The organism is Desulfurococcaceae archaeon (assembly GCA_038845865.1).
Taxonomy (GTDB): Archaea; Thermoproteota; Thermoprotei_A; order Sulfolobales; family Desulfurococcaceae; genus UBA285.
On the sequence record JAWBQJ010000001.1, the window covers coordinates 479,067 to 491,545 of the forward strand.

Annotated in this window: 18 protein-coding genes and 1 tRNA gene; 2 read left to right on the plus strand and 17 right to left on the minus strand. The window is 49.0% G+C overall.

What is annotated here, in order from left to right; all coding sequences use genetic code 11:
- Positions 1–5: 5 nt before the first annotated feature.
- Positions 6–1,826 carry a translation initiation factor IF-2 gene (gene infB / locus QXU03_02575; GenBank protein MEM2170624.1) on the plus strand — a complete coding sequence of 607 codons (1,821 nt, stop codon included), beginning with the start codon at positions 6–8 and terminating at the stop codon, positions 1,824–1,826.
- A 17-nt stretch (positions 1,827–1,843) separates the two neighbouring features.
- On the opposite strand, the gene QXU03_02580 is transcribed toward infB, so the two are convergent.
- Entirely contained in the window at positions 1,844–2,029 is a 186-nt protein-coding gene (locus QXU03_02580; GenBank protein ID MEM2170625.1) for a 50S ribosomal protein L24e, read from the minus strand.
- A gap of 87 nt (positions 2,030–2,116) precedes the next feature.
- Here QXU03_02580 and QXU03_02585 point away from each other — a divergent pair, with 87 nt between their 5' ends.
- Positions 2,117–2,389, plus strand: a complete 273-nt coding sequence (locus QXU03_02585; protein MEM2170626.1) for a 30S ribosomal protein S28e — start codon at positions 2,117–2,119, stop codon at positions 2,387–2,389.
- Between the two features lie 94 nt (positions 2,390–2,483).
- On the opposite strand, the gene rpl7ae is transcribed toward QXU03_02585, so the two are convergent.
- The 16 genes from rpl7ae to rpsJ all read right to left on the minus strand — a co-directional run bounded on the left by rpl7ae (position 2,484) and on the right by rpsJ (position 12,420).
- Positions 2,484–2,870: a 50S ribosomal protein L7Ae gene (gene rpl7ae / locus QXU03_02590; GenBank protein ID MEM2170627.1), complete on the minus strand. Its 387-nt coding sequence runs from the start codon at positions 2,868–2,870 to the stop codon at positions 2,484–2,486.
- Between the two features lie 76 nt (positions 2,871–2,946).
- Complete coding sequence (locus tag QXU03_02595) at positions 2,947–4,704, minus strand: glutamate--tRNA ligase (protein MEM2170628.1); 1,758 nt, start codon at positions 4,702–4,704, stop codon at positions 2,947–2,949.
- Positions 4,667–5,173, minus strand: coding sequence for a DUF2118 domain-containing protein (locus QXU03_02600; protein MEM2170629.1), 507 nt, complete (start codon positions 5,171–5,173; stop codon positions 4,667–4,669). The genes QXU03_02595 and QXU03_02600 overlap by 38 nt, the downstream gene beginning before the upstream one ends.
- Complete coding sequence (gene fni / locus QXU03_02605) at positions 5,170–6,303, minus strand: type 2 isopentenyl-diphosphate Delta-isomerase (protein MEM2170630.1); 1,134 nt, start codon at positions 6,301–6,303, stop codon at positions 5,170–5,172. Before fni ends, QXU03_02600 begins: the two co-directional genes overlap by 4 nt.
- A 44-nt stretch (positions 6,304–6,347) precedes the next feature.
- On the minus strand, positions 6,348–7,211 hold the full coding sequence (gene amrB, locus QXU03_02610) for an AmmeMemoRadiSam system protein B (protein ID MEM2170631.1): 864 nt from the start codon (positions 7,209–7,211) through the stop codon (positions 6,348–6,350).
- A gap of 293 nt (positions 7,212–7,504) precedes the next feature.
- The gene (gene rpsB, locus QXU03_02615; protein ID MEM2170632.1) at positions 7,505–8,128 is read right to left on the minus strand and encodes a 30S ribosomal protein S2; all 624 of its coding nucleotides are present in this window, start codon (positions 8,126–8,128) and stop codon (positions 7,505–7,507) included.
- A gap of 10 nt (positions 8,129–8,138) precedes the next feature.
- On the minus strand, positions 8,139–8,339 hold the full coding sequence (locus tag QXU03_02620) for a DNA-directed RNA polymerase subunit N (GenBank protein MEM2170633.1): 201 nt from the start codon (positions 8,337–8,339) through the stop codon (positions 8,139–8,141).
- A gap of 6 nt (positions 8,340–8,345) precedes the next feature.
- Positions 8,346–8,777: a 30S ribosomal protein S9 gene (locus QXU03_02625; protein MEM2170634.1), complete on the minus strand. Its 432-nt coding sequence runs from the start codon at positions 8,775–8,777 to the stop codon at positions 8,346–8,348.
- Entirely contained in the window at positions 8,774–9,232 is a 459-nt protein-coding gene (locus tag QXU03_02630; protein MEM2170635.1) for a 50S ribosomal protein L13, read from the minus strand. The genes QXU03_02625 and QXU03_02630 overlap by 4 nt, the downstream gene beginning before the upstream one ends.
- Before the next feature lie 4 nt (positions 9,233–9,236).
- Positions 9,237–9,602 (minus strand): 50S ribosomal protein L18e, encoded by a 366-nt coding sequence (locus QXU03_02635; protein ID MEM2170636.1) that lies wholly within the window; start codon positions 9,600–9,602, stop codon positions 9,237–9,239.
- A complete protein-coding gene (locus QXU03_02640) occupies positions 9,599–10,426 on the minus strand; it encodes a DNA-directed RNA polymerase subunit D (protein ID MEM2170637.1) in 828 nt (275 codons plus the stop codon). Before QXU03_02640 ends, QXU03_02635 begins: the two co-directional genes overlap by 4 nt.
- An 18-nt stretch (positions 10,427–10,444) precedes the next feature.
- The gene (locus tag QXU03_02645) at positions 10,445–10,846 is read right to left on the minus strand and encodes a 30S ribosomal protein S11 (GenBank protein MEM2170638.1); all 402 of its coding nucleotides are present in this window, start codon (positions 10,844–10,846) and stop codon (positions 10,445–10,447) included.
- A gap of 24 nt (positions 10,847–10,870) precedes the next feature.
- Positions 10,871–11,380, minus strand: a complete 510-nt coding sequence (locus QXU03_02650) for a 30S ribosomal protein S4 (protein MEM2170639.1) — start codon at positions 11,378–11,380, stop codon at positions 10,871–10,873.
- Between the two features lie 14 nt (positions 11,381–11,394).
- Complete coding sequence (locus tag QXU03_02655) at positions 11,395–11,862, minus strand: 30S ribosomal protein S13 (protein ID MEM2170640.1); 468 nt, start codon at positions 11,860–11,862, stop codon at positions 11,395–11,397.
- 106 nt (positions 11,863–11,968) lie between these two features.
- A tRNA-Ser gene (locus QXU03_02660) sits at positions 11,969–12,066 on the minus strand.
- Positions 12,067–12,108: 42 nt separating this feature from the next.
- Complete coding sequence (gene rpsJ / locus QXU03_02665; protein MEM2170641.1) at positions 12,109–12,420, minus strand: 30S ribosomal protein S10; 312 nt, start codon at positions 12,418–12,420, stop codon at positions 12,109–12,111.
- Positions 12,421–12,479: the final 59 nt, after the last annotated feature.

The following is a 12,479-nucleotide window of genomic DNA, read 5'->3' on the forward strand; positions in this document are numbered from 1 at the left end:
CATTTGTGGTGACGGCGGCGGAAGCGCGGATTAGACAACCAATTATAACAGTGCTCGGGCACGTAGACCATGGAAAGACAACACTACTCGATAAAATTAGAGGTACAGCTGTGGCTAGGAAGGAACCAGGCGAGATCACACAGCACATCGGTGCAAGCATCGTACCGGCTAGCGTGCTAGAGAAGCTCTCAGAGCCGCTTAAGAAGCTGTTTCCAAAATTGAGAATAGAAATACCCGGATTACTGTTTATCGACACGCCGGGACACGAGCTCTTCGCCAGCTTACGTAGACGTGGAGGTAGTGTAGCCGATATGGCAATACTAGTAATAGACATCATGGAGGGCATTAAGCCCCAAACACGCGAAGCGCTCTTACTACTCAAAGAGAGAAAGGTTCCCTTCATCGTCGCGGCGAACAAGATCGACAGAATTGAGGGGTGGATCTCACACCCCGACTCCTCGTTCTTAGAGTCGATTAAAAAGCAAAGCCCTAGGACGATTAACAAGCTTGAGGAAAGGATCTACAGCATAATTGGGCAACTCTACGAATTCACCTACGAGGCAGAGAGGTTTGACAGGGTTAAGGACTTCAGGAAAACGGTCGCGATAGTGCCCGTATCGGCTAAGACTGGTGAAGGTATACCAGAACTCTTAGCCTTAATTGCCGGGTTGTCACAGCAGTTTATGAAGAAGAGGCTTATTACAAGCAACGAGCCAGCCAAGGGAATAGTGCTCGAAGTGAAAGAAGAAGAAGGGCTGGGAATAACGCTAGACGTGATAATATACGATGGCGTGGTGAGGAAAAACGACATGTTTGTCGTCGCAACGAGACACGGGTATACGGTATCCCACGTGAGGGCGTTACTGCTTCCGAGACCATTACAGGACATGAGGATGCACGAGGGTAAGTTCATTCAAGTTGAAGAGGTAACGGCTGCTGCCGGCGTGAAAATTGCCGCTCCTAACCTCGAAGACGTGATAGCCGGGACACCACTGTACGTAATACCGTCGCAAACGAGTGCCGAGGATTACACAAAGCTTGTTTTAGAGGAGGTTAAGTACATAAGGTTTAAAACTGAGAGCGATGGCGTAGTTGTGAAGGCTGATACCCTCGGATCTCTCGAGGCCTTAATTGAGGCCCTTCGAAGGGAGAACATCCCCATAAGGCTAGCAGACGTGGGGCCCGTAACGAAGAACGATACCATAGAAGCTGCTGTCGTTGGGAAATCAAAACCCGAATACGGAGTAATCCTCGTATTCAACACCAAGGTACTTAAAGAGGCGGAGGAGATTATCGAGAGAGAGGGGATCCCGGTATTCGTCAATAACGTGATATACCAGTTACTGGACGACTACTTGAAGTGGTTAAGAGAATCTAAGGAGCGAGCAAAGCTGAGAGAGCTTGAAAGCCTCGTAAGGCCGGGCAAGGTGAGGATTCTTCCTGGTTATGTGTTTAGAAGAAGCGAGCCCGTGATTGTCGGCGTAGAGGTACTCGGCGGGACGATAAGACCAGGTTACCCGCTCATGAGGGACGACGGTGTGGAGGTCGGTGTAATAATGCAGATAAGGGACCGAGATAACGTGTTAAAACAAGCGATAGTAGGGCAGAGAGTCGCCATTAGCATTAAGGGCAAGGTAATGGTAGGCAGGCACATAGACGAAGGAGATGTGCTGTATACCGATATTCCCAAAGAACACGCGGTCTCGTGGTTAACGAAATTCAGTAACGAGCTGAGAGAAGACGAGAAGGTGGTACTCGAGGAGGTCATTAAAGTAAAGAGAAAAACCGACCCGCTCTACGGTGTTATCTTTCAGGTTCCTCGGTAGTAACGCTGAGACGGTTGTTACCTAGTTTGCTGTTTGTACTTCTTAGTCCACTTCAACCTCCTCGGATCTCTACCTACTCGGTAGCTCTTAAAGCACTTCCTACTACAAAACCACAGTATAGTTCCATCGTTTAGCACGTACATTAATCCCGTACCAGGCTCTACCGGGTTTCCGCAGAATGAGCAGTTGGACTGCCGTGGCATAATCACTTCTCCTCTAAGGCTTAGTAATAGATTTTTAAAAGGCTTTAAAAGTATTATTCCTCAACGGCTTTACGAGTGGTGAACGGCTTGTCGGAGAACGATGGGCACGCCGCAAAGATCGTATTCGAACCCCCCAAGGTAAATATAGTAGAGGAGATAGGTTTTCCGGCCGAGGTCATACAAATACTGGGCCGTACAGGTGTAACAGGCGAAATAACGCAAGTTAGGGTCAGAATACTCGAAGGTAGGGATAAGGGAAGGGTTATTACTAGAAACGTAAAAGGCCCTGTAAGAATTGGGGACATAATTGTTCTCAGAGAGACTGAGAGAGAAGCAAGGAAATTAACAACAAGGAGATGAGTGGTTAAAAATCGTGGCGCTGAATGGGGTTTAAGAATATAAGAATACAAAAATATCCTAACTGTTATATTGTTGTGTACTAGTTACGTATTACCTACACACCGCGCTGCGCCCTAATTTCCTGGACTTTCTTGACGATCTCGTCAACTAGGTCTTTCGCGCCTCCCGCCTCGATGATCGCGACCGACGCTGCTGCGACTTCTATGCCTGTGACCTCGCCAAGCCTTTTTTTACTCGGTACGTAAGTGTATGGTATTTTCTTCTCATCGCAGAGTATTGGTAAATGCGCGACTATTTCGGGGGGGTCTACGTCCATTGCTATGATGACGAGTTTTGCCAAGCCTCTTTCAACCGCTTTAGTTGTCTCGTTAGTGCCCTTCTTTATCTTCCCGCCTGTTTCACGGACCTTCTTCACGGCCTCGTACGTCTTCTCGGCTAGCTCCGGTGGTACGTCGAACCTTATGTAAAACGGTTTTGACATGGTCATCCTCCTCCTCAAGTCGTCCCGTATAGTGTGTTTAATAGCGAAACAAGTCTTATAAACTTGAATCATCTACCTACTCGTGCGCGAAGATCAGCGTTATGGCGTTTTCGTGGACGCTATCTACCCTGGCAAAACCAATCCTGTATAGCTGAACGATTGAGTCGACTTTTTCGTTTAGTACACGACGCTCGATGTAAAGAGTCCTTTCCTCTAATTCCAATCCCACGGGTTTTAGCATCACCGACTTTACGTGCTCGGTCTCAGGAACCCACTGTATAATCGGTGCATTGTACTTTTTAGCGACATCGTGCTCAACACTGTGTAGTTCAGCTACGTACACTAGCATCCCTTCGGATTCCCAGGTCCCTTTAACGACGAAGTTCGCAAGGCCCATCAACCTAAATAGACCACTCCGTACGCTATGAAAATCGCTTTTAGAAACCATGACCTTCGCGCCATCTGCAATTACATAGGTATGGTGCTCTTTTCTCGAGGGGTGGATGGGTATGAGGGCTTTCAACTCGTCTTTTATATTACGCAACACCAAGTACACCGGTTCTTCAACGGCCATATACCTATTGGCAGCAGGATCCACGATTGCCCTGTTGATCGCGTACAAGTTCACAAGAGTTATCCTGGCGTCGATGCCCTTTACGCCGACACTTTTTATTAATTCCCACACAGTCTCCTTCACTATACCGCGTCTACGAAGGCCCTGGATCGTTCCTAGCCTCGGATCAGAGTAGGAAATTATGCCTTTTTCAGCTATCAACTTTTTTGTCTTGGACTTGCTGAGTATGACTCCTTCGAGTGAAAGTCTTCCGAAGTGTATTGTTTCCGGGTATTTCCAGCCCATGTGATCATAGAGGTACTTCTGTTTAACAGTGTTAGTGATGTGTTCCTTCGCGCGGAGAATGTGCGTTACACCCATTAAATGATCATCTACGGCCGCTGCGAAGTTGTAAGTAGGCCATACGATGTACTTCTCACCCGTTATCGGGTGCGGGGTCTTCGTCGTATCTATGACCCTGAAAGCGACCCAGTCACGGACACTTATGTCTACGTGGTGTAAGTCGGTTTTAATGCGTAAAACGGCCTCTCCCTCCCCGTAGGATCCTCCTAGCATTTTTTCAAACTCGTTCAGTTGATTCTCCACCGGCTTGTCCCTATGAGGGCACGCCTTGCCCTGGTTCCTGTAGACTTTAAAAGTTTTATTGTCACAAAGATCCACGTATGCGCCCCCGCGCTTGATCAGCTCCTTGGCCACTTCGTAAAATATGGGAAGCCTGATACTCTGAACGTACTCCTCATCCCAAGAGATGCCAAGCCATTTCAAGTCCATCTTGATGGACTCGTAAGTATCAGGATACGGCGCTTTAATCCTGGGATCGGTGTCTTCGAACCTCAAGATCATTTTGCCCTTGTACATCTTCGCGTACCAGTAGTTTAGAAGAGCCGGTCTTGCATTACCTAGGTGAAGTGAAAAGTCCGGGTTCGGCGCTAGCCTCGTTACGACCTTGCCTTCTATTGCGTTGGGTAGGGGTGGGAGCTCCCTCTTAAACTCCTGTACCTTTTCTTCGAGTAGCTCTGGCCAGTTGCTCTTCACTATTCTAAGCTGCTCATCGAGAGTTAGCCTATTTACTTCCTCCACGATGCTCTTCACGAGTTCAATAACTGCCTTCATATTTTTGCGTACTTCGGGAAGCTCGGCAGCCACTTTTGAGGTAACGGCCTTTAAATCGGCCTTTCCCTCGTGCTTAACCGCATTTAAAAGTGCATGCTTGTATGCGGTTTCACGTACCTTTTCTAGCAGTGACTGGTCTATAGACATTCGTAACCACCACTACTGCTTTCCTAGGCTCCTCCCAGGGCATATCCACTACGAGGGCAACTAACCCTTCACACGTAGACCTGATACTTCTTATCTCTAACTTGCCCGTTATAACGTGCGCGATGGTATGTTCTCTCTCAATACTCATGCCCTCCTTCACGTAGAGGTACATGTGGTTTCCCAATATCTCCTGGAGGCACACATTTACACCCCTTTCCAATAGGAAGCCTTCATACACTGCTTCTCCGGGCTTACCCTGTAAAATAGCCATCGATACGCGTACCCTTGCTTCCAGTAGGTCGATATAGTTTAACGCCTGTTCGTAGGGAATGCTACCGTAAACTTTAACGCAAAAGCCTAGATCACCTGCGCAGGGCACGACAACATACTTCCCGTTCTCATCGCAAAGGCACTTTTTACCTTGAACGCCGGCGACGTATACTTCGGGAAACGAGTATTGCTCGCTCACCCAATTGCGCCTCGTCTCGTTTTCTTGATATAGTCCTCGACATTTATACCTCGGGCACTCATGTAGCCGACCAGCCGGGGTCCCAGCACTATGGGCTTTGCCCGTAGCTCTCTGACATTTTCAGCACCGGCTAGGAATACTACGGCTCTTAACTCAGCAATGTACCTTTCTAGGTATTTCCTAGCCCCTTCATAGCCGTGCTCCACGAGCGCCTTAAGTATTGGACGCGCAAAGCCGGCAAGATCCGCGCCAAGCGCGAACATTTTCGCCGCATAAATACCGTTCCAGACACCTCCGCTAGCTATAATCGTTGAATCGGGACTCGCCGCCCTCGACTCAACAAGGGAAAGGGGGGTAGGTATGCCCCATTTATGGTTGGACAGCGATAGCCCAACTTCGCGTAAAAGAGACTTCTCGGGGTTCCTATATGCCTCTACCTTAACCCAGTTCGTCCCGCAAGCTCCCGCAACGTCAAATATCCTGACCCCCATTTCTCGGAAGCTCTTAATAGTCTCCATGGATAGCCCATTACCGACTTCCTTTACCATTATGGGGATTCCCAGCTCCTTGACGAGGTCAGCTATTCTAAGTAATATGTCTTTTTTAAAGTTTCTATCACCTTCTGGCTGGACGAGCTCCTGGGCGGGGTTCAAGTGTATAGCTAGTGCATCGGCTTGTATACTGTCTACAAGTCTTTTTACGTCCTCAACGCTGAGGAGGCGGATTTGTGTAATGCCTATATTGCCTATTACGGGCACGTCCCGAGCCCTTTCCCGTACAACCCTATACGTTTCGACCACTTCATCGCTGAAATTAGACGTCAGGATCGGCCTCTGGCTACCGGTCCCTATGGAAATGCCATATTCGTTCGCGATCATCGCCAACTTCTCGTTGACTGCCTTTACCTGGACATGGCCTCCAGTGATCGCCTCTATTACCAGAGGGGCTTTTAACTCGTAACCTAGAAATTCCGTTGATAGATCTACCTCGTTGTAGTCGACACCAGGCAGTGCCTGGTGTATGAGTATAATCTCGTCGAAGAGCTCTTTACAGTTGTTCTCGAACGTTGTGTCTTCTTTCAAGCATATACCTATGTGCTCTAGTTTTCGCCGGATGTGGACCTCGTCCACGCCGAGCACCAGTAGGCGTGCTGGACACAGCCTCTATTCTGCTTTTATAGGTAGAACTTTACGCTGACGTAGCCCACAACGGCTGATTTATCCCCCCCGACATCGCCACTCGTAGCGTGCATTAAAAGAGTTCCCCGCGCATTAAGGGACTTGGCTATTTCCATTAAAGTCATTATACCTCCTGGGCCACATATGCTTATGTCTCTTTCAACTATAGTTCTGTAGAACTCTTCGGTATTTAACTCAAGAACCTTGTTTATAGCTGACATGTCCTTCTCGACCGTTACTTCGTGCGGCTCGTAGTGGTTAAAGTCGCTACTGGCTAAGACCACTACGTCGCGATTAAGCTCTCTGGTAGCCTTGAGTATTGCCGATGCCAGGTCTTTAGACGCTTCAGGGGTGTGTATGCCCACGACTATCGGTAGAATCTTTACCTTATCACCGTATATGTACTGTAGGAATGGCAGTTGAACTTCGATGGAGTGCTCTTCCAAATGCGCGTACACATCAAAGTCCGCGAGCTCGCTGTACTTAGTCACTAGTGTGCCCAATTCTGAGTCGACCTGTAGTTGACCCAGAGGGGTTTCCCACAGTCCCTCCGGGTATATGGATATGGGTTTACCGTATCCCGTGTGATTAGTGCCCAGAATGATCGCGGTTTCTGGGATGCCCTCTCCTGCCATGTCATAGTACGCGTGTGCTACAATAGGGCCGCTGTACATGTAGCCCGCGTGAGGTACGACGTATCCGATAGTGTTTCTTCTCCTCTCAGTAGAGAGCTTGGGCAGGTCTCCAGGACCGAGCTTATGTTTAAAACACCACTCAATGCTCTCTATAAGTCTGCCTCTATCACTAGGGTAAAAATACCCTGCAACCGCAGGACGCCTAACTTTCCTCAAACGGCCCACCTTGCTATATCAATACTTTTATATGTTACGCGGGCTTATTTACTAGCTGATCCCCTCCACCTTGGAATGCGGGACTCGTGTCCGGTCGGCATCTAACCGGAATGCCCATCAATAGGCATGAAGGTGGACCACCAATGAAAACCGGTAATCCTGGAAACGGTGAGAAAGCGTAAAGTAAAGAACGGATAACGGACCCCCCAGTTTCCCAGATTCGTGACGAACCATGGAGGAAAGCCTGGGAGAACCGGCAGTAAGCCGCTTTAGACTAGGCTATAAAACCGGGAAGGGGGCGGTTAGACGGATGTTTCAAACTCTGTTGGTTGTTCAGGCAGGTCCGCGTTAGGGGGTATTATGCCCCGCTCCCTCAGCACCTGCCTTGTCAGGATCCAGTAGAGAAGGGCGAGGCTTTTTCTCCCCTTGTTGTTACCGGGTATTACTAGGTCGATATATTCCGTCTTGTTATCCGTGTCTACGAAGGCAACGACGGGTATTCCTATTTCAGCTGCCTCCTTTAACGCCTGAGAATCCGCCCTGGGATCGGCTAAAACAATCGCATCTGGTTCAAAGTACCATTTAAGCGTCGGATTAGTGAACGTTCCTGGTAAGAATCTGCCTGTGAACGGCTTGCACTGTAAATACTGGCACATCTTTTCAACGGGTTTCCTACCGTACAATCTAACTGACACCACGGCTATTTTCGTGGGGTCAAATCCTGCCAGGAACCTACCCGCTATTCTAAGCCTCTCGTCTATTTTCTTGATGTCAAGAATGTAAACGCCGTCTGAGCGCACCCTGTATACAAAGGGTTCTGCGAACTTTGTACAAATATGTGTTCCGATGTGGACTCCCGCAGAGAGGTACTTATCTATTGGTACGAGGAGCTCGATCGTGATCTGCTGCCTTGCCTCATCCGACATCATGATCACCTTAAGAGATCTTGGGGAAATGAAGTATTTCGTCGGCAACGTCTACGTGTGAGAGAAAGATTCTTCTACAGCAATACCTTTTAATGCCCAGGTCATCTAGAACCTTACTCGGATGCTCTCCGCGCTTAATTCTCTTAATGTACTCTTCCCAGAGATGGCCGATTGTTGCACCACATGTAAAACACCTTACAGGGAATAGCATAGCCGGTCACCTGTAGCTCTTCTGCCACCTCCTTCTAGCACTATACCTACCCCATTTTTCAGGCTCTGTTTGCCGCGGGTCACCGCTTAGCATGTGTCTATCATATTCCCTAAATATCTTCTTGAGTTCTTCTTGATGCCCACTGAAGTACTCCAGTAGGCCTCTCGCAATGGCCATGCGACACGCATCGGCCTGGCTCATGACCCCGCCTCCCCTGACACTGATCCTTATATCGACCAGCTTAGCCAGGTTTCCTGCAAGGGTTAGGGGTTCTGCGATCTTCTCACGGGCCATCTCAACCGGGTGCATTTCGAGCGGCACATCGTTGATCCAGACTCTGCCCTCACCTGGTTTTATAATTGCTCGTGCAATGCTGGTCTTTCTCTTCCCCGTCGCCACCACGATTTTATAAGTTGTCTCCGCCTCGCCCTGGCTCATTTTCTTGCACCCCTCCAGCCCATCGCGAACGCGAGCTCCTCAATTGTTATGTACTCTCCACGTAGCCTAGTGCACATCGCCTCCGGGAACCTCGTAAGATCTACTTTAGAGTATTCTGGTGGAACCCCTATATACGCTTTTAACCTCTTAAAGGCCTCCTTGCCGTGAGGCTTGTCCATTGGTAGCATTCCCCTCACAGCGCGCTTGAATATGTTAACGGGGCTTCTAGGCCTTCTAATACCGTACTTGTCGGGATTTAGATGGGTTTTTACCCTGAAGAGTAGCTTGTAACTTTCTATAACTCTTCGTTTCTCTCCACTTAGTACGGCTTTTTCGACGTTAAAAACGTAGACTCTATGCCCTTCAAGTAGCTTCTTGGCTACAATGCTTGCCAGTCTACCTAGCACGTGCCCACTGGCATCTACGTAGAGTATGGGCTGTGCTGCTTCTTGCACGTCATCACCCTATAATCTTCACATTAGATCCGTTCGGCCTCTCCCGCAGAAGCTCAAATATGCTTACCGCGCGGCCCCCCGCTCTTTGTATTTTCACGATTGCCGTTTTCGAAAAACTAAATGCTGCAACTACTACGGGGTGGTCTAGCTCGCCCGCGCCGAGAACCTTTCCAGGTACGACCACGCAGTCCCCGTGCTCAGTGTACCTGTTAATTCTGCTTATGTTTACGGCTCTCCTCATTCTGGAGGGCTTATTCAGCTCCTCCGCCACAGCCCTCCAGACCTTGGCGTTGTACTTGCTGGAGTACTTCAGTAAGATCTCAATGAGCTCTCTTAACACTAAATTAGTCTTTTTACCGGGTGGATTCATCTAATGACACCTAGGTTTTTCAATTTTTCTTCTAACTCACCGAGCTTCTTTATGAGAATGTTAGATGCCTCGAGAAGAACACTACGTGCACTCAAAGCACCCGTGAGCTCTAGGTAGAGTATGTACTCGTTCTCGCGGTGAGAAACGCTAATGGCGTGTACATCGCACACCTCTTCACAGAGTCTACAAAAACTGCAGGATAAGGCTTGCAGTTCATTTACAGCGACTTTGGAGCCCTCTACTCGTAAAATGCCACGCGGGCATGCATCAACGCATTTACCGCACGCCGTGCACGTTTCCTTAACGGTGATTACCGGTACGTATTTGTGCACAGCTACCGTGACGGGGCTCCACTTGATGTGCTCTTTACCGCGTCCAAGCCTCGCGAACGCCTCGAGCTTCACTCTCTGGCCCTTGATCAGCTTAACTATGGGGATGTTCTCGTGAACGGGAGTCACATAGGGGTCGCTTGTTACAAAGTCCTTGCTGTAAACGGTAATCACACCCGTTTCAGGGCCTTCTACCTCTAAGTCCAGCTTCGCGAAGCAGTCCATTGAAAACACCCGTTTCTCACCAGCCTCAGCGCATTCTTCGGGTGGCTTATACCTATCGTAGGCTTCTTCGCTTCTTAGTGGTATTAAGCCGAGCCTGTGAGCAATGTATTCATCGTAGAACACGCTCGAGTTTTCAACGAATATGACGTAGTCTATCGCCATAGTGGGCACCTCGCTCATGGAGGCCCTTCTAATCGAGTTCAAGAGGTGCAAAGGCACATCCTTAACGCGTAGTTTTACCGAGAATGGCGTCTTTTCGAGTATTTCCATTTTCAAGAAAAACACCTGCTAGAGCCTCTTACCTCTCCTACCACCCGGCCTCCTAGTGGTATCGTGAGGTATTGGAGTGACGTCTTCTATTCTGCCGATTATGAATCCCGAGCGTGCAAGGGCTCTAATAGCAGCTTGAGTGCCCGGTCCCGGAGTCTTAGGGCCGTGCCCTCCAGGTGCTCTTACTTTGATGTGTAATGCAGTTACACCCTTATCCATGGTCTCGGTAGCAGCTCTCGACGCCGCCAACATAGCCGCGTAAGGACTCGGCTTTTCCCTGTCAGCTTTAACTACTCTTCCCCCACTCCACATGCTAACAGTCTCGGCACCCGAGAGGTCTGTGATGTGTATTATGGTGTTATTAGAGCTACTGTATATGTGTGCGATCCCCCATCTAAGTTCCCGAAATGCGAACGCCATCCTAGCTCACCCCGTGCACGAGGACTACGAAGCGGCCTGTGCCTGGACTCCTGCAAGTGGGCTTTTGTGGTAATAGCCTATCAGCTGCTCTTCGTCTCTTGATACTATATAGCCGGGGGACCTCACCCTCCTTCCACCAACGGCGATGTGCCCATGAACGATGAGTTGTCTTGCTTCGTATATGCTCTTCGCGAGCCCCTTCCTGTAAACCAGTGTCTGCAACCTCCTTTCAAGCAGGTCTTCTACGTGGAGGTTCATTACGTCGTCTAGCTTAGCCCCCTCGTTAAGCAACCCCAACTTAATTAGCTTCTCCACGAGCACTTTTTCCTCCCTTTCACGCACTTCGGGCGGAGCGACGAGTAGGGCTCTTGCACGGTGCCTAAAGTATCTTACCAGGGTCGTTGTTTTCCACAGCTCTCTTTTATTTCGAAGCCCGTAAATGCCCACTAACCTGGATTCTTCGAGCAGCCTTTCTTTGCGCCACGGATGTCTAGGACCCATCCACATCCTTCGGGATTTCCTAGGATCGCCCATGCTGATCGCACCTGCTACTTCTTTTGTTGCTGGGTGGTCTTCTTCCTCTTCACGCCGACCGTTATGCCGGTTCTACCGGTAGTCCTAGTTCTTTGACCGCGTACTTTCAAGCCTAGTGCATGCCTAATTCCGCGCCAGCTCCTCATCCTCTTCTCGCGTTCTATGTCCTCCTTGACGTAAAATAGCAGGTTAGCACCGGTTAAGTGTATGTTTTCGCCGGTAGCGCGGTCTCTTCTTCTATTGCAAAACCACGTAGGCAAACCGTATTTACCCGGCTCCCTCACCACGGCTTCAATATTCTTGATCTCGTCATCTGTCAAATAGCCTGTTCTCATGGAGGAGTCTAGACCTAGCGTCTTACAGACCGCTAACGCGAAGTTGTGCCCGATGCCCTTGACTACTGAAAGGCCATATATTAGTGGAAGCTCCCCGTCCACGTCCGTTTCCAATATTCTGATAATCCTCCTGAATTCCCTCTTCAAACATTCTTCACCGTAAGCACTGTAGATACGTAAACCCTAGTTCATCCTTAAAGACCTTATAGGGCTTTTAAACTCTATTCTAAAAAAGCCTTAAAAACTCGAAATACGCCGGGGGCGGGATTCGAACCCGCGCGGGGGTCAAACCCCCACTGGCTTTCCAATCGTTCTCCAGGCCAGCCCCTTAGGCCGCTCGGGCACCCCGGCTTCCCACTTAGAAATATAAAAACTCGGAGGGTTAAATTCCCTTCAAAGCTCGATCTCGATCCACACCTCCGGTGGCACTCTAACCCTTATTAGTTGCTTCATTACCCGCTCGTCTTCGGCCACGTAGAGCAGCCTTTTATGTATTCTCATTTCCCATTTTTCATACTTTTTCTTGCCTTCTCCGTGAGGTAGTTTAAGTGTTCTTATCGTGAGTTTTTTCGTGGGTAGGGGTACAGGTCCACTAACCTTAACACCGCTTTTCTTCGCTATGTCAACTAGTTTTGATACAAAGTCTTCGAGTACCTTCACGTTAGTGCTCCACATCCTGATCTTAACCATTCTCTGCGAAGACAACCACGATCCCTTCTACTTATTATGTCGAAAAAGCAAATTTCTACTTTACGCTAAAAAGT